The sequence below is a fragment of the Pseudoglutamicibacter albus genome (assembly GCF_031458175.1).
Classification (GTDB): domain Bacteria; phylum Actinomycetota; class Actinomycetes; order Actinomycetales; family Micrococcaceae; genus Pseudoglutamicibacter; species Pseudoglutamicibacter albus.
The window spans coordinates 476,083-498,684 of record NZ_JAVDXX010000001.1 but is presented as its reverse complement, the minus strand read 5'-3'; the positions used below and the strand labels follow the sequence as shown (position 1 = coordinate 498,684).

Here is a 22,602-nt window from a genome sequence, read left to right as displayed (position 1 = left end):
TGCCACCATTCTAGGGCTTCCCCTCGGATGGCTTCTCCTCGGGTGTTTGCCCCTGAGGTGATCGCCCTTCAGGCGCTTTCCCCTCAGGCATAGAGACCGGGACGAAGAAATCATGCGTGCCCACCGCGGGCGGGAACTGCCCGCCACGCACCAACGTGAGATACCACTCAAGCGCTGAGGAATCCGTCAGCGATGCGACCTGATCGATCACCGCGCGGACCCGTGCGGCATCATCGACCGCCATGATGTAATCCTCACGGAAGATCGGATCCAGGTATTCACCTTCAGTCTTCAACAGCAGCTCAACCAGCTCACTAAGAACCTCAGCTTGGCGGCTATAGATCGGCTGACGCTCATCGACCGTCATGACATACGCGGTAGCCATGCCTTTCATGACAGCGATCTCAACCTCGGTTTCACGCGGAACCACAAGGCTCGCAGCATAACGGGTCAACGGGTCCGTCCCGTACCGCTGTTGCGTGGCCTTGAGCGCTGCAGAACAGAAACGGCCAATGAACTGGCTCGTCATATCCTTCAACGCAGCCAGCGAACGGCGGCCGCCATCGACCACCGGAACCCACTCTTCAGAACGCTCCAAACGCTTCAGCGCCTCATCGATCTCATCCTCAGGCGTCTGCGGGAGATACCAACGCCGCGTGTAATCGATCACCCGCGCCCGCCGTGCCTTCTCCTGAACCCACCGCAACTGAAAACGATGCGCGTTCACCGCGTCCTCAACATCGTGCACCGAATACGCGACGTCATCGGCCAAATCCATAACTTGGGCCTCAAGCGGGGTCGCTGAATCCTCGCGGCCATCACGAACCCACCGGTACACCGGCTCATCATCGGCATACACGCCGAACTTACGGGTGGGACGGCCCTCACGCGTCAGCGGAGCCTCTTGCCGCGTCCACGGATACTTGATCGTCGCATCCAGGGTCGCCCGCGTCAGGTTCAAACCAGCCGAGGCGCCATTGGCGCGAAACGTCTTAGTCTCCAACCGGGTCAACAACCGCAAGGTCTGGGCGTTACCTTCAAACCCACCGCACGCATCAGCCAGTTGGTCCAGGACCTTCTCCCCGTTGTGACCAAACGGCGGATGCCCCAAATCATGCGACAAACACGCGGTATCCACGACGTTGGGGTCACAGCCTAACGCCGCACCGAGTTCGCGGCCCACCTGCGCGACCTCAAGCGAATGCGTCAAACGGGTACGCACAAAGTCATCAGAAAACGGCGCAACAACCTGGGTTTTGGCACCCAGCCGGCGTAGCGCCGAGGAATGCAGAACACGGGCACGGTCGCGTTCAAACGCCGAACGGTAGGCCTTCTTAGGCGGCTCGGGAACCCAACGCTCCATATCGTGGGTCTCATAACCGGCGATGGAGGCGAGCGCTTCACCTGCAACGCCCACATGCGAACGTGGATGCACCGAATTCTGTTCTTGCTTTGAACGCTGCTCAGCCACCGGAAATATCCAATTCAGCGTGGGAAATCATGGCCTTATGCTCATCGTTGAGGTAGCGGGAATCCAGCCAGTTCTGCGGCAGGTGCGGCCGCTTAGGGCTGCCAGCTCTCCCGCGTGTTCCTTCCGCGGCTCTCCCCGGATAAGGCGCGTCCCAATCCAGCTTGGCGAGTAGATCGTCCAACTCATCGAGTGCCGAAACCCTCGCAAGCCCAGAACGGACTTCCCCTCCGACCTCATAGCCTTTGAAATACCACGCGACATGCTTGCGCAGATCCTGCAAGCCACGGAACTCATCCTCGAAATGCTCGATGAGCAGGTCAGCATGGCGGCGGAACACACCGGCCACATCGCCCAGTGTTGGCCTGTAGCGCACCGGCGAACCGTTCAAAGCGGCCTCAAGATCACCGAAAAGCCACGGCTTGCCCTGAACGCCGCGGCCGATCTGGACGCCGTCAACCCCGGTTTGCTCAACCATCTCCACGGCGTCTTCGGCACTGAAAATATCGCCGTTACCGATCACCGGGATGTCAGGGAGCGCCTCGCGGAAACGCGCAAGCGCCTTCCAGTCCGCGTGCCCCGAATAATGCTGGTTCATGGTGCGGGCATGCAGTGCGATCGCGTCCACACCCACATCGCGGGCCATCTTGCCCGTCTCGATATAGGTCAAGTGATCGTCATCGATGCCTTTGCGCACCTTGACCGTCAGCGGAACGTTGCCCGCGTGCGCTTCCTCTACTGCGCCTGTGAGCAGACGCTGGAACAGATCGATCTTCCACGGCAAGGCAGAACCTCCGCCTTTACGCGTGACTTTGGGTGCCGGGCAACCAAAGTTGAGGTCGATGTGGTCGGCGCGCCCCTCCTCAACCAACATACGGACCGCCGCGCGCACCGTATTAGGCTCCACACCATACAGCTGAACCGAACGGACCCGTTCAGCCGGATGATGCTTGATGATGCGCATCGACTCCCGGGTACGTTCAACCAAGGCGCGCGAGGTCACCATCTCGCACACAAACAAGCCATCACCGTATTCAGCGCACAAACGGCGGAACGCCGAGTTCGTGATCCCCGCCATCGGCGAAAGCACCACTGGCGAGGCGAACCTGAGGTCCCGAAGACGCAACTCAGGCAACGTGAGCTTGACCGGATGATCAGTCTCACCGGTGCTCAACGGGGCGATAGGGCTTGCAATAGTCACGATTCTATGGTGCCACGACCCTCCGTCAGCCGGCCACGCAAACCGCCACCGCGCCGCACATCGGCCCGCCGTGTTGGCTCGGTGCCTTGGAGCGAGGCTTTGACCACGATCACACCGATCAGCGTTGTCACCGGGATCGCGATGACCAGTCCGATTGAAGCCACGAGTGTTCGCACGACCTCTTCGGCGAGGTGACCGGTGGTGAGGAACTTCAGCATCGAATAGTCATACAGGCTCATCATGAGCAGGGTCGCGATCGCCCCGCCCGCGTAGGCGAACACGATTGTGTACACAGTGGATGCGATGTGGTCGCGGCCGATGCGCATCGCGGACCTGAATAGCTCCCGCACTGTGGCGTCCGGTTTGGCGTCGGCAAGCTCCCACACGGCCGAAGCCTGGGTGATCGTCACGTCATTGAGCACGCCAAGGCCAGCGATGAACAAGCCGCACAACACGATGCCTGACAAAGAAACGTTTGGAACTACCTGATTCAGCGTATAGGTGGAGTCCTCCCCCTGGCCTAACAGGGATGCGCTGTCGGTGGCCCACACCGCGATGCCGGCGGTCACGAAAAGCCCCACGATAGTACCGAGCAACGCTGTTGTAGTTCGAGCTGAGAGCCCGTGGGCGAAATACAAGACCACGAACATGATCGCGATCGCGCCCACCAGCCCGACCCATAAAGCGGGCTTACCCGCGAGCAGGGCCGGGAACATGAACCAACCGAAAATCAGGAATGAGAACGCGAGCCCGATCAGTGCACGGAAACCACGCCAGCCAGCAACCACGATCACCAACAGCGCGTACACGATCGAGAGCAACGCGACAGGAAAATCACGGTTGTAGTCGATGAACGTCGCAGTCGTTTCCGCACCGGCTTCCGCACCGGATTCAGCGCCCGGCTCCACGCCTGCTTCCCCACCCGGTTCCGCGCCAGCGTTGCCATCGCCAGCGTTTCCCTCACCAGCGGAGGTGTTGATGAGCATGACCCGCAGCTTGTCCCCGACCTCAGGCGGGTCGTGATTCTCAACCTCTGGTGGGATCTGCACCGGAACCAGCTGATCCGTTTCCGGGTCTGTGACGTATGGGACTCGACACGTCGCATCCGACTCGATCTCGACCTGGCCGGCGTGGGTTTCTGTGGCTGCGCAACTGCCCTCGGAATCGACCTTGTCCACCGGCAACGTCACGATGCTGACGCCTGGAGCCGCAGAATACGGTTGCCCCAAAGACTCAGGGCGGTCATTCGGGCTCGGCCACAACCACACAAGGCCGGCGATCGTGAGCAATGCGAGCGGAATCAGGATCGAGGTCAGAACGATCGTTGCACGGCGCCGCAAACGCGGATCAGCGATCGGCGCATCATGGCTATGCCCGTGCACCTCAAGAGGGGCATGGTTCTCAGCACGATGCGGGCTACCTTCAGCCTGATGCGGGCTGCGGTGACGCCCGCCAGCACCACCCTGGTGACGCGCCCTACGCATCCGTGGCAACGATGTGAGTCGTCGTGACGATCGTGGCCAGACCCTTCGGGCCAAGCTCATCGATCACACGGCCCAACGGGACCATCGCGGTATCCACCTCAAGCTGGACCGGGTACTGATGCACCAGCATCGCCAAGAGGTCGCGGCACGCTTGGGATGCCCGAGCCTCATCAAGCTCAGGGTTCCACCCCAGAAGCACCTCGGTCGGAGCATCCGGGCGGGCCGGCTCATACGAGACCGCGAACGCGAGAATCGGCGCACCCTCACCCATCGCACGGTCACGAACCACAACGGCGCCCTTCGCGCCGGTGTGAGGCCCCAACAACATGGTCTGTGTGAGCCCGACCGTCATCGTTGAAGGATCCCATTCATGTGTGGCGTTATAGAACTCGGCGACAGTGGTTGAAAGCTCAACCGAACCGGTCGCCGCCTCTTCAAGCACAAGCCCGTCTTCAGCGAACTCCGGCAAAGGCAACGCGGACGGCTCAACGACCACCAGCATCGACTTATTGACCAGCCCGAAGCCCTCAGCTGCGAGAAATCCAGCCGCACCATCGGCATCCGGGTTCTCTCCCGCATCGGCCGATGTGTAACGCGACTTCAACTGAGCCCCCGCTGGAAGCTCCGCTTTCAAAAGCGCAAGCAGCTGATGCCCGATCCCCTGCCGACGTTCAGCCGAAGCCACCTCAACATAGAACCAATACCGTTGCGGGTGCAGGCTCGAGGAATACACCACGCCAGCCGCGATCGGGACGCCATCCAGTTCAGCGACAATGCAGCGAGCGAACGGCTCATCGCTCGAGGGCCGCAACATGGCTCGGTCTTCGTGCGCCTGCGGGGTGCGGGGCCCACCCCACACTTCAAGCAGACGCAGATCGTCACCTTCCGCCCACGGGCGAAACGTTAGGCCCTCAAGCTCAGCCGCACTCATACAGCTCCCATCAGTTGGGTTACCAGGTAGGCAGGCAACTCATCGATCGCGACGCGTTCTTGCTGCATCGTGTCACGCTCGCGCACGGTCACTGCGTTGTCATCAAGCGAATCGAAGTCCACCGTGATGCAGAACGGCGTACCGATCTCGTCCTGGCGGCGGTAACGGCGGCCAATAGCGCCCGCGTCATCGAAGTCAACGTTCCACTGCGCACCGAGCTTGCGAGCCAGCTCACGCGCCAGCGGGGACAGCTTCTCGTTACGTGAAAGCGGCAGAACCGCGGCCTTCACGGGCGCCAGGCGACGGTCAAGTTTCAACACGGTGCGCACATCGGTTCCGCCCTTCGTGTTCGGCGCCTCGTCCTCATGATAGGCATCAACCAGGAACGCCATCATCGAACGGGTCAAACCGAAGGACGGCTCAACTACGTACGGCACGTAACGCTCGCCCTTGGCCTGATCGAAGTATGACAAGTCCGTCTTGGAGTGTTCGATGTGCTGCTTGAGGTCGTAATCGGTGCGGTTGGCGATACCCATGAGCTCGCCCCACTCCGAACCCTGGAAACCGAAACGGTATTCGAGGTCGATCGTGCGCTCAGAATAGTGGGCGCGCTCATCTGCAGGGACATCGAACTTACGCAGGTTATCCGGGTCAACACCGAGCTCAACGAACCAGTTCCAGCAGTCCTCAACCCACTCATCGAACAGTTCAGAAGTCTGCTCAGGCGGGGTGAAGTATTCGATCTCCATCTGTTCGAACTCGCGGGTACGGAAGATGAAGTTACCCGGGGTGATCTCGTTGCGGAACGCCTTACCGATCTGGCCGATACCGAACGGTGGTTTACGGCGCGCCGAGTTCACGACGTTGAGGAAGTTCACGAAAATACCTTGGGCGGTCTCCGGACGCAGGTAGTGCAGGCCCGATTCGTCATCGACGGCGCCAAGGTAGGTCTTCATGAGCCCCGAGAACTGTTGTGGCTCGGTCCACTTGCCGCGGTTACCGCAGTCAGGGCACACGATCTCCGCCAGACCTTCTTCCGGCATGCGGCCCTTCTTAGCCTCGTATGCCTCAAGCAGGTGGTCTTCGCGGTGGCGGCGGTGGCACGAGAGGCATTCCACGAGCGGGTCAGTGAAGGTCTCTACGTGACCGGAAGCCTGCCAGATGGGGGTCGGGATAATGATCGAAGAGTCCAGGCCCACCATGTCCGAACGGGAACGCACAAACGTGTTCCACCACTGGCGTTTGATGTTCTCCTTGAGTTCCACACCTAGCGGACCGTAGTCCCAGGCAGAGCGGGAACCGCCATAGATTTCACCTGCCTGGAAAACGAAACCACGCCGTTTAGCGAGTGAAATGACCTTATCCAGCTTGGACGCTGCTGCCATGTTGAGTGAACTCCATCGGTTGATACGGGCCGCCGGCTGCGGTCCGTTATGGTCTGCCGTCAATCCTAACGGTTGAGCTGATTTTTGGCCCGTTTTGAACCTTGCTAGCCCAAATATGTGCCCACCGCGAAATCCTCGCCCAGCTCAGAAACGCTCCGGGCGCGCGTGCACGGATCCGCGGCGCGTGAGAACCTTGGAGCATGAGTTCGGTAGAGATCATTGACGTGCCCGTACGCACCGCAGGCATCCGTTTGGGCCAGTTTCTGAAACTAGCCAACGTGGTTGAAGACGGTGTGCAGGCACGCGAAGAGATCGCTGAGGGTAGTGCAACCGTCAACGGCGAGGTCGAGACCCGCCGAGGCCGGCAACTAGATTTCGACGACGTGGTCGGCTTCCACGACTACGTGCTGCGTGTGGCGCGCGAAGACGAAGCCTAGCCGCAGCGGCCAGTCTCGGGCGGCCAGGCCTGGCGCCTATACCTGGGCGCCGAGCACTTTAGCGGTCAGGAACTCGCCGATGTGGCGGATCTCTGCTTGCCCCACTCCGTGGCCGATGCCTTGGTAGTTGACCTTGGTGAGGTCCGTGTTCGCTCGCGCCCACGCGTTCGTCGGTTCGATGAACCGCTCCGGGATCACCGGGTCTTCCGGATCGCGTCCCCAGAACATCGGCAGCTTCTCTTCGCGTGCGGCCAGCTCTTGGTCTTTGAAGAAGTCCGCACCGGTTTCATCCTTGAACTGTTCCAGCGTGAAACCGGACAAGCCCACGAGTGCGTCCACCGCGGAAGGATCACGGCGGGCCACCGCGGTCGCCACCGCCATACCTTGAGAGAAACCCAGTAGCGTGACCGATTCGTGGTGCTTCTTCCGTTCAGCGACCCAGTGTGTCAGGTCCTCCACGACTTGGCTGTAATCAGCCGAGTTGAACTCCAGATCCTGGCTTGAAAGCGGGAACCACGCGTAGCCGCCATAACCCAGTGCAAGCGGTGCTCGCACTGACATCACAGCGAACTGGCCCGGAAGCATGCTCGCAATAGGTAGAAGGTCGCGTTCATCCGCGCCAAAACCATGCAAGAAAACCAAGAGCGGCGCAGACTCATTCACGCCCTCCGGCACATGTTCAACTACAAACGGTTCCCACTTTTCACTCATATAACCATCCTGTCACGCGCTTGGCGGCACCGGGCCCAAAAACGCACGGAACGGCGCATCCAGCTGGTGCCCATCGGTCAGAAAACCGTCGTGGCCCACCGGGGTCGAAACCATGTGCACAGGAACATCACCCGGCAGCGCATCCGCGATCCGCTGGGACTCTTGCGGATAATACAGACGGTCCGTATCCACGGCCGCGATGAAGAACTCAACGCCCACTACCTCAGCGAGAGCCGCTTCGACTCCCCCGCGGCCCCGACCAACGTCATGGCTCATGAGCGCCTCAGTGAGGGTCAGGTAGGCGTTGGCATCGAAACGATTCACGAGCTTATGCGCCTGATGGTCCAGATACGACTCGACCGCGTAGCGGCCGCGTTCATCACGGCCAGCAGATCCCAGCGGAAGTTCGCTACCTTGCGGCGAGCGCCCAAAACGATGGTCGAGCTCGGCAGCGGAGCGGTAGGAGACGTGGGCGAGGCGGCGAGCTATACCTAGGCCACGCTGCGGGCCGGCACCGTTGCCGTGGCTGTAATAGTCTCCGCCGTGGAATTGTGGGTCGAGCCGGATCGCCTCAGTTTGGATCTGCGCGAACGCGATCTGTTCGGCCGATGATTCAGCGGTCGCGGCGATCACTGCGCATTTGGTGACGTGTTGCGGATAGCTCACGGCCCATTCGAGCGCACGTGCCCCGCCCATCGAGCCGCCAACAACGGCGTGCCACGCCTCAATGTTGAGTGCGTGCATGAGGCGCAGTTCAAGCTCGACCATGTCGCGGATCGTCACGAATGGGAAACGCGAACCATAGGGTTGCCCGTCCTCGGCCAGCGAGGCCGGGCCGATCGTGCCTGAGCACCCGCCCAAGGCTGCCGGAACCACTGCGCAATACGTGGTGGTATCCACCGGCTTACCCGGGCCTACGACCTCGCGCCACCAACCAGGTTGCGGTGCGTCCGCATCGGTCACTGCCGCATCGTTAGCCGGCGCATCTTTAGCCGGCGCATCTTTAGCCGGCGTTCCGTCGGCTGCGTGGGTGTCGCCGGTCAGCGCGTGCAAAACGAGGACCGCATTACTGCGCTCAGCGTTGAGCTCGCCGAAAACCTCGTACGCGATATGGGTTTGGGGAAGGTGCCCGCCTGTCTCTAGATCCAGCGGGCCCAGCGGGAGGATCTTCACATCGCTCTCGGGAGCGTTGTGTTGTGAGTGTTCTCGTACATCCAACGTCATAACGCTGCTTTCGCTTCGTGAGTTTCTATCGCTTCCGTTGCCACATGCCAATGTCCCGGCGCTAGTTAGGCGCGGGCGGCGTGGAAGGCGTCGAAACCCTTCTGCAGGTCGGCGATGATGTCATCCACGTGTTCAAGGCCCACTGAGAGGCGTACTGTGCCTGGGCCCACGCCGGCGGCTCGCTTCTCTTCCGGAGACAGCTGGGAGTGGGTTGTGGATGATGGATGCGCCACGAGCGAGCGGACGTCACCGAGGTTGGCTACAAGCGAGTGCAGCTCGAGCGCGTCCACGAAGGCGCGGGCCGCCTCCTCGTTGTCTTCAGCTCCCTTGATCTCGAAGGAGACGATCGCGCCCACTCCTTCGGGCGCGTAGTGGCGGCCGCGCTCGTACCACGGGCAGGATTCCAAGCCGGCGTAGATGGTCGCGGAGACGTCATCGCGCGCTTCGAGCCATTGAGCGACCTTCTGCGCGTTTTCGATGTGCCTCTCAACACGCAGGGATAGCGTTTCGAGGCCTTGGGCGATCAGGAAGGAGTTCATCGGGGAGATCGCAGCACCGGTGTCACGCAGCAGCTGCACGCGGACCTTCAGGATGTAGGAGAGATTCGCACCCAGTGGCGAGCCGACACCCATATCGCGGCCGTAAACGATGCCGTGATAGGACTCATCCGGCTGGTTGAAACCCGGGAAGCGCTCCGGGTGCTGGGTGTAGTCGAAGTTTCCTGAGTCAATAATGACCCCGCCCATCGCGGTTCCGTGGCCGCACAGGTACTTGGTTGCGGAGTGAACCACGACGTCGGCGCCCCATTCGATCGGGCGCAGCGAGTACGGGGTTGCCAGCGTGTTGTCAATGATGAGCGGTACGCCTGCCTCATCGTGTGCAATCGCGGCGATGTTTTCGATGTCGAACACGTCTTGGCGTGGGTTACCGATGGTCTCGCCGAAGAACGCTTTGGTGTTCGGCTTGATCGCCCCGCGCCATGCATCCAGGTCGTCTGGATCTTCCACGAACGTGACCTCGACGCCGAGCTTAGGCAGAGTGTGCTTGAAGAGGTTCTGCGTCCCGCCATAGAGGGATGGCGATGCGACGATGTGATCGCCGGCTTCTGCAACGTTGAGGATCGCGTAGCTCGTAGCGGCCATTCCGGAGGCGACAAACAGCGCGCCGACGCCGCCTTCGAGGCTTGCCATGCGGTTCTCGATGACCTCGGTGGTCGGGTTGCCTAAGCGCGTATAGATAGGCCCCAGCTCGCTCAGTGCGAAGCGGTTGGCAGCAGCCTCGGTGTCCGGGAAAACATATGCGTTGGTCAGGTGGATCGGTAATGCTTGCGAACCCGTGGTCGGGTCTGGTGTCTGACCGGCGTGGATCTGACGAGTTTCGAACTTTTGTTGCGACATTTACAGTGCACCCCTTGATTCATAGGAGGGGCTTGCCCGCATACACCGGTTGAATTGACGTAACGTCCGCCCGGATACGGGCGGGCAGAGCCCGCGCTTGCCACAGCGGCATTCCCGTGTGACCAGGTCCTCACCCGGGGCACCCCGCCGCGGACGGAGGGTTGCCGGCCAGCAAACCGGGGTTTTGCACTGGCACTCATGACCTTGGCAATTAGCCTACAACACGCCAACCCACTGGCACCACATAACGCCCACCACACCCGGTGTGATCCACAGGCCGGACTTCAACTTAGGTAAACCTAAGTAGAGATGTGGCTCACACAGTGTCAGATTTAACCCATGAAGCTCGATCACGTTTCTTACGCTTGCGGGCCAGAAGGCCTCATCACCACCGCAGACCGTATCGCCGATCAGCTCGGGCTCCGGTACGTCAAAGGAGGCGTGCACCCACGCTTCGGAACACGCAACGTGTTCTTCCCCCTCCACAACCACCAGTACCTCGAAGTCGTTGAGGTACTAGACCACCCGGCCACTCTCCAGCAGCCGTTCAGGAAGGCAGTACGCGCCCGAAGTGAGATGGGTGGCGGATGGATGGGCTGGGTCGTCTCAGTAGAGGACCTCACACCTATCGAGGAGCGCCTGCAACGCGGCGCGGTCCCCGGTTCGCGTAAGTTCCCCGACGGGCGAGAGCTCACGTGGCGCCAGATCGGCATCAACGGGCTCATCGCAGACCCTCAGCTTCCCTACTTCCTCCGCTGGGACGAGAGCTTCGAGGACCTGCACCCATCCCGGGCTGAAGAGCCACACGGTGAAATCGTGGAACTCACGATCTCCGGTAACCGCGAACGCATCGACGAATGGCTCGGCCACCCAGGTGAAGACTTCAAGGGCGAGGTCACATTCAACTTCACCTCCCCCTCCGGGATGCCGGGCCTGCAGTCAGTCACGCTGAAGACCCCGAAGGGCCTCGTAACCCTCTAACAGCGTTGGCCCGGCGGGAGCTGACAGGGCCGACGGCGCGGGCTAGCTACCGTACCCGAACCATGCCGCGAGCAGCGGGTAGCCCACAAACGCGACCGCATCGAGTAAGAAGTGCGCCCAGATGAGCGGCATGATGCGGCATTTGTGCAGGTAGTAGAGCCCAAAGATCACGCCCATCGCTACGTTGCCGATGAACGGCCCGACGCCTTGGTAGAGGTGGTAGGAGCCACGCACTACGGCGCAGAAGATGATGATCGCGGCGGGCGTCCATTTCAGTGTTGCGAGCCGCTCATGCAGGTAGGCGAGCACCACGATCTCTTCAAGTAACCCGTTCTTGAGTGCGGCCAACAGCAACACGGGTACGCTCCACCACGCATCCGGCAGGCCCGAGGTCGTGATAGCAGTCGCGACACCGAGCGCCCTGCCCACCGCGTATACCGCGAGGGTTCCTACGCCGATGAGCACGAAGAATGCGAAACCCACTGCGGCGTCGCTACCGCATCGTTGACCGTCGATGCCCCACCTGCGCCAAGGCTTATTGCCCGGCCAGCGTGAAACAAGGTAGATCACGAGCGCTACCGGGGCAAGCGCAAAGAAGATGCCGGCAAGCTGATACAGCAGATCAATCCACTCACGCGTGCTAGTTGAGGTGTTGAGGGCCGCAGTCCCGGAGGAGATGGGGCCGCGCGTGATGGTGTCGAGCAAGTCGATGAGCGCATACACCCCGGATTTGCCCAAAGAGAGCGCTAGGACGATGCCGATCTCCCACCCCAGGGCCTTTCGCGAGGGCGCCCCCAGCTCGCCCAGGCCGGGCGTCTTCGCTGAGCCGTCACCGTCTGGGGTGTGTGCGTGTGGGGATTGGGCACTCATGCATCCGATTATGCTCGGTAGGCTGGATGCATGGCCAGGCAACCCACGAGCGAAGAAGTTGAACGCGCCAACGCTTTATACCCTGCCGCGGATTGGGTTTCTGGCCGGGTTGAGGAATCTGGGAAGTCGAACCTGGTTCTCATCCCGGCAGACCCGGTTCCTGAGGTTGTGTTCCGGATGGCCCGGACTCGTGAGGAGGCGCTCGCCCAAGCCCGCCGTGCCGCGTTAGCAGATGCGCTTGCCCCGCATGTTCCGTGGCTCGTCCCTGAATCCCGCTCCCCGATCGATTCCGCCGGCGGGATCATCCAACGTTTCATCCCCGGTGCCGCCCACCCGCTACACCAAGGCGACCCTGCAGCGTTGGGGCGGATTATTACCGACCTGCAGGCGGTTCCGTTGAGCGCCTACGAAGGCCTGGTTGGCGCGCCCTGGGAGGCAGAACCTCAATGGACCCAGGCCCGCGCCGATGCCGCGATCGATGCGCTTGAGCCCGATGTGCGGGCAAGTGCCGCTACCGTGTTAGCTACTCTGGGTGAGATGGAGCAAGCCATGGGATCCGCGGTGGGCCAAGGCGCCGCTCTTCGCGGTTCACTCCGGCGTGGTTTAGTGCATGGGGACTTAGCGGGCCGGAATATGCACTGGCGTGATGGCGAGCTGATCGGGATCCTCGACTGGGACAAAGCATCCTTGTGGGACCCGGCGATCAATCTGGCGCATCTATCGCTGTGGCACGGCCAAGACGTGATCGACCCGTCAGCCCCGGATGAGTTCTTCGCGGCTCGAGCCCACGTGTGGAACGGGTCATTGGCGTTGACTCGCGTGGCTGACGCCGCACTGCGCGGTGGAGTGAAAACCTGGGGCCGGCTTTTGAGGAAAACCCAGCCGCGCATCATGAGGGCCGCTCAAGCCGCACACGTATGCCGCGAGCTGCTCCAGTAATCCCCTGAGGCTCATACTGTGGGGCTCATACTGTGGAGCTCGCTAGTTCGAGCGGTAGGTCCGCACGCCCGGTTTCTTTGGCGGTTCAATAGGCCAGAACGCTACAACCGCCCACCAGGATGCGATCATCAACACGACCGTGATACCGATGATGAGGCTCACGTTAGGGACAAAGAAGAGCAGATACGCGACGATCACGGCACCAAACAGTGCGCCGAAAAATTTGTTGTCCATCGTTGTCGGTGTTCACGTTCATCTCCGGAGATTACTTGCCGCATCCGGCTGAGCTGTTGAAGGCCCGCCCAGTTCTGTTAGATGAGCACTGCTGCGTGGATGCGCGAAACGCCCGGGGTCTGTGACCCCGGGCGCCAGCACGTGTGTGGTTTAGAGGACGTTGAGGACCTCGTCGTACGCTGGTTCCTCGCCCACGCTTGGGGTCAGGGAGGAGTAGAGCACGGTGCCGTCCGTGTCGATCACGATGACGCCGCGAGCCATGAGGCCCTTCATTGGCCCGTCTGCGAACTTGATGCCGTAGTCCTCGCCGAAGCTCGAACGGAATGCCGAGGTCGCAACAACGTTGTCGATGCCTTCAGCACCGCAGAAGCGGCCGAGCGCGAACGGAAGGTCCATGGACACAGTCACAACAACCGTGTTCTCAAGGCCCGCTGCACGCTTATTGAATTCGCGAACGGACTGGGCGCACACCCCGGTATCGATCGACGGGAACACGTTCAACACAACGCGCTTGCCTGCGTAATCCTTGAGGGTTACGTCTTCAAGGTCGGTGTTGACGGTAGTGAACTCTGGGGCGGCCTTACCTACAGCGGGGAGGTCGCCAACCGTGTTGAGGGTCTTACCTTGGAACTCGATAGTAGCCATAGCCTTATCCTTTCAGAGGTGCCCCAGCATTTGGCAAGGGTTTAGCCTCAGGCTTAGCCAACAGCGGACATCAGCGCCACGCTTCCGGCGCTTGCGGACGGGCAGCGTCTGCGGACGGGCAGCGTCTGCGGACGGGCAGCCTTTCCGGATGGGCGAGGTCAGCGGTTCTGTCAGCGTACTGGCAACACGCCGTAGGATGCTTGGGCTCCGGGACGGGTCACGGTGTCGGCGGCGTAACGGCTTGCGTAGGAGGCCGCTTCGGCGAGGCTGTCCCCTGCCGCGAGCCGCGCAGCAAGCGCCCCGACATACGCGTCCCCGGCACCGGTGGTGTCAACGGGTTTCACGGTGTGAGCTGGGATCTTGTGTTCGCCGGTCTCGTCCATCACGTGTGAACCGCTTGCGCCCAGGGTCATGACCACCGAACGCACTCCGGCGGCTTTGAGCTCACGGACGATCTCCTTATCGCTCAGCCCCTCAGGGTCGCCGCCAAGCATCTTCAGCGCCCCTGCGCCCTCGTGTTCGTTGACGACCAACGGGTCAGCCCGCAAGATCAGATCAGCCGGGACGTCGATGACGGGTGCGAGGTTGAAAACCACCCGGTCCTCGGCCGCCGCGAAGGCAGCCTGGATTCCCGTGACCGGGATTTCACCTTGCAACACAACCACACCTTCAACAGCGTGGGCGCGTGCCTGCACGGCCCCTGCATCAAGGTGCTGATTAGCGCCGGCGATCACGATGATCGTGTTTTCTGCCCCGTGGTCCACCGTGATGATCGCGGTTCCTGTTGGTTCGTCTTCACGCACGAGCACGTGGCTCAAGTCAACACCATCCGCTGTGAGCAGTTCGTGGGCCTCCCGCGCGGCATCGTCGCTTCCGATGGCAGTGATGAACCGGACGCGGGCGCCAGCTCGCGAGGCCGCGAGCGCTTGGTTTCCGCCCTTGCCACCAGGGGAATGCACGAGTGTACGCCCTAGGAGGGTCTCACCTGGCCCCGGTAGGCGGTGCACGGTAGCGGTGATGTCCAGGTTGGTGGACCCCACAACGGTGACGGTTGGCTTACTCATGCGCGCTCTCCTTGCGTGATGCGCTCTACGTTGCGTGATGCTCGAAACTGCATCGTGTGTGACACTGACGCGGTGTATGAACGGCGCCATGTAGGAACTGGCGCGGTGTATGAAGTGGCAGGCTGTTTAAAGTGGCAGGCTGTTTAAAGTGGCAGGGCGTTAACCGCTGGTCCCCGCCTCGTGGTGAGGACCAACGGTCACCATCCCGAGACGGGGAGCAAGCGAGGCTAGTTGATCTTCTCGAGGATGATCTCGCGGACTCGGCCTGGATCAGCCTGACCGCGGGTCGCCTTCATGATCGGGCCCATGAGGGCGCCGATGACCTTCTGGTTGCCAGCCTTGATCTTTTCGACCACGTCCGGGTTATCCGCCATCGCTTGTTCGACGGCTTCGGTCAACGCGCCGTCATCAGATACGACGGCCAGTCCACGCTTCTCAACGATCTCGGCCGGGCTGCCTTCACCGTCAGCGACGTGTGTGAGGACCTGGCGGGCGATCTTGTTGTTGATCTTCTTCTCAGCGATGAGGTTTTCGATCTCCACGACGTGAGCCGGGGTGATACCGGTTTCGGTGACGTCCTTCTCCGCTTCGTTAGCGATGCGAGAGATCTCACCCATCCACCATTTACGTGCAGCTGATGCGCTCGCGCCGGCTTTCTCGGTCTCTTCGATCGTGTCGATGAGGCCCGCGTTGACGATGTCGCGGAACTCTTCATCCGAGAAGCCCCACGCCGCCTTGAGGCGGGAACGTTTAGCGGCTGGGAGTTCCGGCAAACGTTCGCGAAGTTCAGCGACCTGGTCGGCGGTCGTGACGATCGGTACGAGGTCTGGCTCTGGGAAGTAGCGGTAGTCATCGGCATCGGACTTCGGACGGCCCGACGATGTCGTGCGGGTGTCTTCGTGCCAGTGGCGGGTCTCCTGGACCACGGTCTCACCGGCATCGAGGATGCCTGCGTGGCGGCACATCTCGTAGCGCACGGCACGTTCGACGGAGCGCAGCGAGTTCACGTTCTTAGTCTCGGAACGGATACCGAATTTCTCGGAGCCGATCGGCATGAGCGAAACGTTCGCATCGCAGCGGACGTTACCGCGCTCCATGCGGGCATCAGAGATATCGAGGGCCTTGACGATGTCACGGATCGCTTCAACATACTTGCGTGCAAGCTCGGGAGCATCAGCGCCTGCACCCGTGATGGGGCGGGTCACGATCTCAACAAGCGGCACACCTGCGCGGTTGTAGTCAACGAGCGAGCTCGATGCACCCTGGATACGCCCCGAGGAACCGCCGACGTGGGTGAGCTTACCCGCGTCCTCTTCCATATGTGCGCGTTCGATCTCGACCCTGTAGACCTTCCCGGAGTCCAGCTCGATGTCGAGGTAGCCGTCGTAAGCGATCGGCTCGTCGTACTGCGAGGTCTGGAAGTTTTTAGGGGTGTCCGGGTAGAAATAGTTCTTGCGGGCAAAACGGCAGTATTCCGCGATGCTGCAGTTCAGTGCCAAACCCAGCAGGATCGCATACTCGACGCCGGCTTTGTTCACCACCGGAAGCACGCCCGGAAGGCCAAGGTCGACCTCGTTGACATTGGTGTTCGGGTCGTCACCGAATTCGTTGGGTGCTGAGGAGAACATCTTGGTTTTAGTGTTCAGCTCAACGTGGACCTCGAAGCCAAGCACTGGCTCATAGCGCGTCAGGGCTTCGTCGAAATCAACAATCTCTGTCATGTTTAGTTAGCCTCCTGAACGCGGGCTGCTACTTCCTCGTTGAGGTTTGGTGCCTGGGCGAGGATCGGGCCGCCGTTGCTTTCTTCAAGTGCGGCCTCAGCGGCTGCAGCGATGCGGTACATGCGTGCGTCCTCATGTGCTGGGACGAGGAACTGCACCCCCACTGGGAGGCCCTCGGAGAGCCCTGACGGGATCGAGATACCAGGGATCCCTGCGAGGTTCGCTGGGATGGTCGCGATGTCGTTGAGGTACATCGCAACCGGGTTATCGATCTTCTCACCGATCTTGAACGCAACGGTCGGCGCGGTTGGGGTCACAAGCACATCGACCTTTTCGAATGCGGCCGCGAAGTCACGCTGGATGAGCGTACGGATCTTCTGCGCTGAACCGTAGTAGGCGTCATAGTAGCCAGCCGAAAGCGCGTAGGTTCCGAGCATGATGCGGCGCTTGACCTCGTCACCGAAGCCCGCCGCGCGGGAGGCACCCATGACGCGTTCGATGGTCACCGGGCCGTCCTCTGGGAGTACGCGCAGGCCGAAGCGGACGCCGTCGTATTTAGCGAGGTTCGAGGAGACCTCGGACGGCATGATGAGGTAGTACGCACCCACCGCGTAGGTGAAGTTCGGGCATTCGATCTCTACGATCTCGGCACCGCGTGCCTCAAGCGTTTTGAGGGTTTCTTCGAAGGAAGCGGTCACGCCGTCTTCGAAACCGTCGCCGCCACGCAGCTGTGCGATCACGCCGACCTTGACGCCGGTGAGGTCGCCTGCCGCGCCTTCTTCAGCGGCCTTGATGAGGCCTTCGGAGCTGCCTTCGAGCGAGGTCGAGTCCTTCGGGTCGTGGCCGCCGATGAGCTCCTGCAGCGCAGCCGCGTCCCACACGGTACGCGCTACAGGGCCGATCTGGTCGAGCGAGGATGCCATCGCGATCGCACCGTAGCGGGAAACGGCACCATAGGTTGGCTTGACGCCCACGGTTCCGGTGACCGCGGATGGCTGACGGATCGATCCACCCGTGTCGGTTCCGAGTGCCAGTGGTGCGAGGTGGCCTGCGACCGCTGCCGCGGAGCCGCCGCCGGAACCACCCGGAATGCGGTCGAGGTCCCACGGGTTACGGGTCACACCGAACGCGGAGTATTCGGTCGAGGAACCCATCGCGAATTCGTCGAGGTTGGTTTTGCCAAGCATCGGCAACTTAGCTTCGCGGATCTTGGTGATCACGGTCGCATCGTAGGGGCTCATCCAGCCTTCAAGCATGCGGGAGGCCGCGGTGGTTGGTTGCCCCTTGGTGACGATGAGGTCCTTGATCGCGATCGGCACGCCAGCCAGCGGGTGGAGGACTTCAGCCTCGGCACCGCCTGCGGCCCGGATCTGGTCGACTTCGCGTGCGACCTCAAGCGCTTCTTCAGCGTTGACGTGCAGGTATGCGTTGATGACGCCGTCGAGCTTTTCGATGCGCTCGAGGTGGGCTTTCACGGCGTCTTCGCTCGTGACCTCTCCTGCACGCAGTTTCGCTGCGAGTTCGGAGGCGGAAAGTTCGTAGATCTCTGCCATGGTTTATCAGTCCTCGTCCAGAATCGCTGGCACACGGAAGCGGCCGTCTTCGGCATCAGGAGCGTTGGCAAGTGCTTGCGCTTGGGTGAGCGTGTCTCCAACAACGTCCTCACGCATCACGTTGGTCAACGGGATCGGGTGGCTCGTTGCCGGGATGTCATCCGTTGCGGCTTCACTGACTGAGGCGACGGCGTCAACGATCGCGTCAAGCTCCGTGGACATCCTGTCAAGTTCTTCTTCTGTCATGGCAATGTGCGCCAAGGTCGCTAAATGCGCCACTTGGTCACGAGAGATTCCAGACATTTCCCTCCCAATCTTTCAAAGTCCCGAAAGTCTTAAGTGCTTGCACCAGTTTAGGCACAGTCGCCGTCGTTGGCATTTTGAGGTCTGTATGTGAGGTCTGTTGACGAGTTCAGGATGCGTTGGGCTCAGCGGCGGACCCCACTGCTTTACTGAACGCCGCGAGCCGCAGGCCCGGCACCTCTGGGATGTCGACGTCCCGGTGAGCCTCGCGGGTGAAGCCGTAGCGTTCATAGAAACGCATCGCTGGTTCCCAGTCGGGCGTGGTGGTCAAGACAACCCTGCGGATGCCCGGCAGAGTCCCGGCGAATGAGAGGATCGCCTCCACGAGCTTGCCGCCGAGCCCTGTCCGTTGATGTTCCGGGTCCACAACGAACAGCCGCATCTCAAGCTCGCCGTCCTCTGCGAGGTCGGCCCACAGGCTACCTCGTAGCGCGAGCGTCACGGACCCCACGATGTTGTTCTGGTGGTCTTCGGCAACGAGCAAGAGCGCGTGCCGGCGGCGTTCCGCTACCTGCGCGATCTGTTGCATGTAGGGGTCGTCTGCGGAGTCGAAGTAGCCTTCGTGCAGGTACGCTCGCTCGGTGATCTCACCGATCGCTTCATCATCGTGGTAGGTCGCGTAACGGAGCGTGATGCCACCCGCGTTGACCTCACCGTCACCGCTGGCTGCATCTCTAACGCTGGCTGTATCGCCCGTGTTGATGGCGGCAATGGGGCCGAGCCATCGGCCGTGTACGTCACCTACGAGGCACCACCCGTAGCTGTGAGTACTGTTCCAGAGGGGTCGTTGCACAGGGAACCCAGCGGCTTGCGCGATGAATGAGCCGGCGGCCCAGTCCCATTCGTTGATGTCGGTTTCGGCGTAGGCATCGAGTGTCCCGTCCGCTACAAGGCACATATCGATCGCGGCTGAACCGAGCCGCCGGACGTTGTCGAAGTGCGGAATGAGGCGCGTGAGCGATTGGGTTTGGCGTTGACGCTGCCCAGCGCCGTAGCCGAATCCGTAGGCGAGAATCCGGGCCTGACCAGTTGCCCCGTCGAATGCCTCCGCCGTGAGCCTGCGACTGGCTTCATCGTCGCACCGGCGCGGAGCGTGTTCCGCTTCCCACACAGCGGTGTATGCCTGCGCTGTATCTGCAGACACCGGATCAGCAGATGCGCAGGCCGCCCACATTTTCTGCAGCTCGGGGGCAATCACAACACCGGCAACCCAGCGTTCAACGAATGGGGTGTCTTCGGTTGGGTTGCCGTCTTCATCAAGATTCTCACGGAGGTATTCGCGGCGCGCCACCGCAACGGACACCGCGTAGTGCGGCAGCCCGCGCACGAAGTTCGCGGTCCCGTCGAGTGGGTCGATGCACCAGCGGTATTCGGCGTGGATGTCTCCGCTTGCGTCGTATTCTTCGCCCGTGAGGACATCCTCGGGCCGGCGAGCGTGAATGTATTCGCGGATCGCTTGCTCGGATGCGCGGTCGGCTTGGGTGACCCAGTCCCCTGCCGCGGATTTCGTGTCTGCTTCAGCGACGACCTCGGCCTGGCCCCGCATCGCGGCAAGAACCTTCGCTCCTTCGTGGGCAGCGCCCAGAGCGATGTCGAACACCTCAGCCAGCACAGAGTCTGGTGCAGTTTGTGCGTGGCTCACGCGTCGTCCCTTTCCTCACGTGCTGCGTCGTTTTCAAGCACGGATGGGCCGTGTGCGAGTAATTCTTTGAACCCGTCCTCATCCAGCACTGGGATGCCGAGCTCTTGGGCTTTCGTGAGTTTGGAGCCTGCGGCTTCACCGGCAACCACAACGCTTGTTTTCTTGGAGACGGAGCCGGTTGCTTTGCCTCCGCGGGCGAGGATCGCTTCCTTGGCTTCATCGCGGGAGAAGTCTTCGAGGGATCCGGTCACAACAATCGTGAGGCCTTCGAGGATCGCCGCGATTGCTTCGTCGCGTTCATCGGCCATCTCGTAACCGTTCGCGCGCCAGGCTTGCTGCCACGCGTCCACGATCTCAACGTGCCAGTCTTCTTTGAACCAATCCACTAGGGCCTCGGCGATGATGGTCCCCACGCCGTCGATATCGGAGAGGATCTCGAGCGCGTTCTCGCTCGCCACGGCCTCACGCAGCGCATCCATCGATCCGAAGCGTTGAGCCAAAGCCCGCGATGCGGTCGGGCCTACATGGCGGATCGACAGCGCGACCAAAACCCGCCACAGTTCCTTGCCCATCGCACCTGCGACTTCACGGAACAACTTCTGCGTATTCGCGTTCGGTCCTGCCGGTTTCGCGGATGTTCCCCGCGTATAGAAGTAGGGGCGGAGCTCCCATACGCCAGTGCCTTGGCCTTTGGAACGCTTCTCGCGCCACACTCGAACATCCGCAAGCGACTTCGATAACTCAGACTCCGGGTCAGCCAGATCGAAAAGGTCGCGTTCTGTCGTCAATGGACCAGGTCCGGATGGTGCTGGAACCCCGCTGTTTTCGGCCGGGTCTGGCCCTGGGCCGATCGTCAACGCGATGGCCGCCTCCGCGCCGAGAGCCTCGATGTCCAGCCCGCCGCGAGAGGCCGCGTATTCGACGCGTTGAGCCAACTGCTCGGGGCAGTGCTGGCTGTTCGGGCAACGAAGATCCACGTCGCTTTCCTTCGCGGGACGCAACGGTGTTCCGCACGACGGGCATTCGCTCGGCATGACCCACTCGGATAGCTCGTCCTCGCGGCCTTCACGCAACGGAAGAACCGGCCCAACAATCTCCGGGATCACATCCCCTGCTTTACGCAACACCACAACGTCGCCGATCAGCAGGTTCTTCGCCTTGACCACATCGCGGTTGTGCAAGGTAGCCCGCTCAACCGTCGAGCCAGCCACAGTCACCGGCCGCATCACTCCATACGGTGTCACTCGTCCGGTGCGCCCCACCTGCACGCGAATCTCCAGAAGATCCGTGTGAACTTCCTCCGGCGGATACTTATAGGCAACAGCCCAGCGAGGCGTGCGCGAGGTATAGCCCAGGGCGCGCTGGGCTTGGAAGTCATCGATCTTGATGACCATGCCGTCGATCTCGTGGACCAAGCCGTGGCGGTCCTGACCGATCTGGTCGATATAGCCGAACACTTCTTCCGAGGTATCGAAGAGCTTGTTATACGGGGACACCGGAAGCCCCCACGTTTCAAGCTGCGCATAAATCTCGTGCTGAGATTCAACGTCCATCCCCTCGCGAGCACCCACGCCGTGCACGAACATCCGCAACGGACGCTTAGCAGTCTGGGCTGGGTCTTTTTGCCGCAGCGAGCCCGCCGCCGCGTTACGCGGATTCGCTAGCGGCGCCTTACCTTCCGCGATCAACGAGGCGTTGAATGCCTCGAACTCTTTCGAGGGGATGAATACTTCACCACGGACCTCAAGCTCGGCGGGCCACCCCTCACCCTCGAGCCGGTGCGGGATGTCCGCGATCGTCTTGACGTTATCCGTCACGTCCTCACCCGTGGTCCCGTCCCCGCGAGTTGCCGCGACATCCAACACGCCATCGCGGTAAATCAGGTTGACCGCGAGCCCATCGATCTTGACTTCAGTCAGCCACTTCACCTCAACCCCTGGGGCGAAAGAGGCGCTGTTGGCGCGGGCGCGTTCGAACCAGGTTTCAAGCTCTTCATAGCTGAAAACGTCCTCGAGCGAATACATCTGGCTCGGGTGCTTAACCGGGGAGAACGCCGCGGAAACCTCGCCGCCCACCTCTTGGGTCGGTGAATCGTTGGTCACCAACTCGGGGTGTAGCGCTTCAAGCTCCTCAAGCCGAGCGAAAAGCTCATCGAACTCGGCATCAGATACCAGTTGCGTGTTCTCGTTGTAATACGCGTGCCGATATTTACGGACCTTATCCACCAGCTCCGCGTATTCCTCCCGCAACGCATGCGCAGGAACATCCGCAGAATCTCCAGCCGCGGGCTCAACGGTCGCAGAGTCAATAGCCGCGGGCTCGTTGGGGTCTTCACCGGTTACAGAAGACGATGATGTCGATGCGTTCTCAAATGCCACAAAACAATCATGCCCCAGGGGTCTGACAGTTTGA

Annotated in this window: 20 protein-coding genes and 1 riboswitch; of the genes, 3 read left to right on the top strand and 17 right to left on the bottom strand. The window is 61.5% G+C overall.

Annotation, left to right across the window (positions count from 1 at the left end; translation table 11 throughout):
• Nucleotides 1-10: 10 nt before the first annotated feature.
• The 5 genes from J2S67_RS02125 to J2S67_RS02105 are packed head-to-tail and all read right to left on the bottom strand — an operon-like array spanning nucleotide 11 to nucleotide 6,469.
• Entirely contained in the window at nucleotides 11-1,471 is a 1,461-nt protein-coding gene (locus tag J2S67_RS02125) for a deoxyguanosinetriphosphate triphosphohydrolase (RefSeq protein WP_370977531.1), read from the bottom strand.
• The gene (gene dusB / locus J2S67_RS02120) at nucleotides 1,464-2,669 is read right to left on the bottom strand and encodes a tRNA dihydrouridine synthase DusB (protein WP_310245841.1); all 1,206 of its coding nucleotides are present in this window, start codon (nucleotides 2,667-2,669) and stop codon (nucleotides 1,464-1,466) included. The genes J2S67_RS02125 and dusB overlap by 8 nt, the downstream gene beginning before the upstream one ends.
• Nucleotides 2,666-4,153 (bottom strand): YibE/F family protein, encoded by a 1,488-nt coding sequence (locus J2S67_RS02115; protein WP_310245839.1) that lies wholly within the window; start codon nucleotides 4,151-4,153, stop codon nucleotides 2,666-2,668. The genes dusB and J2S67_RS02115 overlap by 4 nt, the downstream gene beginning before the upstream one ends.
• Nucleotides 4,146-5,084, bottom strand: coding sequence for a GNAT family N-acetyltransferase (locus J2S67_RS02110; RefSeq protein WP_070490694.1), 939 nt, complete (start codon nucleotides 5,082-5,084; stop codon nucleotides 4,146-4,148). Before J2S67_RS02110 ends, J2S67_RS02115 begins: the two co-directional genes overlap by 8 nt.
• Entirely contained in the window at nucleotides 5,081-6,469 is a 1,389-nt protein-coding gene (locus tag J2S67_RS02105) for a glycine--tRNA ligase (protein ID WP_310245836.1), read from the bottom strand. Before J2S67_RS02105 ends, J2S67_RS02110 begins: the two co-directional genes overlap by 4 nt.
• 200 nt (nucleotides 6,470-6,669) lie before the next feature.
• Here J2S67_RS02105 and J2S67_RS02100 point away from each other — a divergent pair, with 200 nt between their 5' ends.
• A complete protein-coding gene (locus J2S67_RS02100) occupies nucleotides 6,670-6,906 on the top strand; it encodes an RNA-binding S4 domain-containing protein (protein WP_310245833.1) in 237 nt (78 codons plus the stop codon).
• 36 nt (nucleotides 6,907-6,942) lie between these two features.
• Here the strand turns inward: J2S67_RS02100 and J2S67_RS02095 are convergent, their stop codons facing one another.
• From J2S67_RS02095 to J2S67_RS02085, 3 genes are all read right to left on the bottom strand, one after another.
• Complete coding sequence (locus J2S67_RS02095) at nucleotides 6,943-7,617, bottom strand: alpha/beta hydrolase (protein WP_310245830.1); 675 nt, start codon at nucleotides 7,615-7,617, stop codon at nucleotides 6,943-6,945.
• Between the two features lie 12 nt (nucleotides 7,618-7,629).
• Nucleotides 7,630-8,841 carry a homoserine O-acetyltransferase MetX gene (metX, locus tag J2S67_RS02090; RefSeq protein ID WP_310245827.1) on the bottom strand — a complete coding sequence of 404 codons (1,212 nt, stop codon included), beginning with the start codon at nucleotides 8,839-8,841 and terminating at the stop codon, nucleotides 7,630-7,632.
• A gap of 65 nt (nucleotides 8,842-8,906) precedes the next feature.
• A complete protein-coding gene (locus J2S67_RS02085) occupies nucleotides 8,907-10,238 on the bottom strand; it encodes an O-acetylhomoserine aminocarboxypropyltransferase/cysteine synthase family protein (protein ID WP_310245822.1) in 1,332 nt (443 codons plus the stop codon).
• An 88-nt stretch (nucleotides 10,239-10,326) separates the two neighbouring features.
• A riboswitch (SAM riboswitch) is annotated at nucleotides 10,327-10,442 on the bottom strand.
• Nucleotides 10,443-10,577: 135 nt separating this feature from the next.
• Here J2S67_RS02085 and J2S67_RS02080 point away from each other — a divergent pair.
• The gene (locus J2S67_RS02080) at nucleotides 10,578-11,219 is read left to right on the top strand and encodes a VOC family protein (RefSeq protein WP_035756861.1); all 642 of its coding nucleotides are present in this window, start codon (nucleotides 10,578-10,580) and stop codon (nucleotides 11,217-11,219) included.
• A 42-nt stretch (nucleotides 11,220-11,261) separates the two neighbouring features.
• Here J2S67_RS02080 and J2S67_RS02075 read toward each other — a convergent pair whose 3' ends face one another.
• Nucleotides 11,262-12,089, bottom strand: coding sequence for a CPBP family intramembrane glutamic endopeptidase (locus J2S67_RS02075; RefSeq protein ID WP_310245817.1), 828 nt, complete (start codon nucleotides 12,087-12,089; stop codon nucleotides 11,262-11,264).
• A gap of 30 nt (nucleotides 12,090-12,119) precedes the next feature.
• Here J2S67_RS02075 and J2S67_RS02070 point away from each other — a divergent pair, with 30 nt between their 5' ends.
• Nucleotides 12,120-13,028: a phosphotransferase family protein gene (locus tag J2S67_RS02070; RefSeq protein WP_070490688.1), complete on the top strand. Its 909-nt coding sequence runs from the start codon at nucleotides 12,120-12,122 to the stop codon at nucleotides 13,026-13,028.
• Nucleotides 13,029-13,070: 42 nt separating this feature from the next.
• Here J2S67_RS02070 and J2S67_RS02065 read toward each other — a convergent pair whose 3' ends face one another.
• From J2S67_RS02065 to ligA, 8 genes are all read right to left on the bottom strand, one after another.
• Nucleotides 13,071-13,262: a hypothetical protein gene (locus tag J2S67_RS02065; protein WP_035756855.1), complete on the bottom strand. Its 192-nt coding sequence runs from the start codon at nucleotides 13,260-13,262 to the stop codon at nucleotides 13,071-13,073.
• A 150-nt stretch (nucleotides 13,263-13,412) separates the two neighbouring features.
• Entirely contained in the window at nucleotides 13,413-13,907 is a 495-nt protein-coding gene (tpx, locus tag J2S67_RS02060) for a thiol peroxidase (RefSeq protein ID WP_070490687.1), read from the bottom strand.
• Nucleotides 13,908-14,077: 170 nt separating this feature from the next.
• Complete coding sequence (locus J2S67_RS02055; RefSeq protein ID WP_070490686.1) at nucleotides 14,078-14,971, bottom strand: ribokinase; 894 nt, start codon at nucleotides 14,969-14,971, stop codon at nucleotides 14,078-14,080.
• 227 nt (nucleotides 14,972-15,198) lie between these two features.
• Nucleotides 15,199-16,692: an Asp-tRNA(Asn)/Glu-tRNA(Gln) amidotransferase subunit GatB gene (gatB, locus tag J2S67_RS02050; RefSeq protein ID WP_035756848.1), complete on the bottom strand. Its 1,494-nt coding sequence runs from the start codon at nucleotides 16,690-16,692 to the stop codon at nucleotides 15,199-15,201.
• A 2-nt stretch (nucleotides 16,693-16,694) separates the two neighbouring features.
• Nucleotides 16,695-18,245, bottom strand: coding sequence for an Asp-tRNA(Asn)/Glu-tRNA(Gln) amidotransferase subunit GatA (gatA, locus tag J2S67_RS02045; RefSeq protein WP_070490684.1), 1,551 nt, complete (start codon nucleotides 18,243-18,245; stop codon nucleotides 16,695-16,697).
• 6 nt (nucleotides 18,246-18,251) lie between these two features.
• Nucleotides 18,252-18,548, bottom strand: coding sequence for an Asp-tRNA(Asn)/Glu-tRNA(Gln) amidotransferase subunit GatC (gatC, locus tag J2S67_RS02040; RefSeq protein WP_035756845.1), 297 nt, complete (start codon nucleotides 18,546-18,548; stop codon nucleotides 18,252-18,254).
• 109 nt (nucleotides 18,549-18,657) lie between these two features.
• The gene (locus J2S67_RS02035) at nucleotides 18,658-20,190 is read right to left on the bottom strand and encodes an inositol monophosphatase family protein (RefSeq protein ID WP_310245802.1); all 1,533 of its coding nucleotides are present in this window, start codon (nucleotides 20,188-20,190) and stop codon (nucleotides 18,658-18,660) included.
• On the bottom strand, nucleotides 20,187-22,568 hold the full coding sequence (ligA, locus tag J2S67_RS02030; RefSeq protein ID WP_370977526.1) for an NAD-dependent DNA ligase LigA: 2,382 nt from the start codon (nucleotides 22,566-22,568) through the stop codon (nucleotides 20,187-20,189). The genes J2S67_RS02035 and ligA overlap by 4 nt, the downstream gene beginning before the upstream one ends.
• Nucleotides 22,569-22,602 lie beyond the last annotated feature (34 nt).

Excerpts from the sequence above, each read along its gene's own strand:
- J2S67_RS02085 (WP_310245822.1), bottom strand. The coding sequence starts at position 10,238 with ATGTCGCAACAAAAGTTCGAAACTCGTCAGATCCACGCCGGTCAGACA.
- metX (WP_310245827.1), bottom strand. The coding sequence starts at position 8,841 with ATGACGTTGGATGTACGAGAACACTCACAACACAACGCTCCCGAGAGC.
- J2S67_RS02115 (WP_310245839.1), bottom strand. The coding sequence starts at position 4,153 with ATGCGTAGGGCGCGTCACCAGGGTGGTGCTGGCGGGCGTCACCGCAGC.
- J2S67_RS02080 (WP_035756861.1), top strand. The coding sequence starts at position 10,578 with ATGAAGCTCGATCACGTTTCTTACGCTTGCGGGCCAGAAGGCCTCATC.
- J2S67_RS02110 (WP_070490694.1), bottom strand. The coding sequence starts at position 5,084 with ATGAGTGCGGCTGAGCTTGAGGGCCTAACGTTTCGCCCGTGGGCGGAA.
- tpx (WP_070490687.1), bottom strand. The coding sequence starts at position 13,907 with ATGGCTACTATCGAGTTCCAAGGTAAGACCCTCAACACGGTTGGCGAC.
- J2S67_RS02065 (WP_035756855.1), bottom strand. The coding sequence starts at position 13,262 with ATGGACAACAAATTTTTCGGCGCACTGTTTGGTGCCGTGATCGTCGCG.
- gatB (WP_035756848.1), bottom strand. The coding sequence starts at position 16,692 with ATGACAGAGATTGTTGATTTCGACGAAGCCCTGACGCGCTATGAGCCA.
- J2S67_RS02100 (WP_310245833.1), top strand. The coding sequence starts at position 6,670 with ATGAGTTCGGTAGAGATCATTGACGTGCCCGTACGCACCGCAGGCATC.
- J2S67_RS02075 (WP_310245817.1), bottom strand. The coding sequence starts at position 12,089 with ATGAGTGCCCAATCCCCACACGCACACACCCCAGACGGTGACGGCTCA.
- J2S67_RS02055 (WP_070490686.1), bottom strand. The coding sequence starts at position 14,971 with ATGAGTAAGCCAACCGTCACCGTTGTGGGGTCCACCAACCTGGACATC.
- J2S67_RS02095 (WP_310245830.1), bottom strand. The coding sequence starts at position 7,617 with ATGAGTGAAAAGTGGGAACCGTTTGTAGTTGAACATGTGCCGGAGGGC.
- gatC (WP_035756845.1), bottom strand. The coding sequence starts at position 18,548 with ATGTCTGGAATCTCTCGTGACCAAGTGGCGCATTTAGCGACCTTGGCG.
- J2S67_RS02105 (WP_310245836.1), bottom strand. The coding sequence starts at position 6,469 with ATGGCAGCAGCGTCCAAGCTGGATAAGGTCATTTCACTCGCTAAACGG.
- J2S67_RS02070 (WP_070490688.1), top strand. The coding sequence starts at position 12,120 with ATGGCCAGGCAACCCACGAGCGAAGAAGTTGAACGCGCCAACGCTTTA.
- gatA (WP_070490684.1), bottom strand. The coding sequence starts at position 18,245 with ATGGCAGAGATCTACGAACTTTCCGCCTCCGAACTCGCAGCGAAACTG.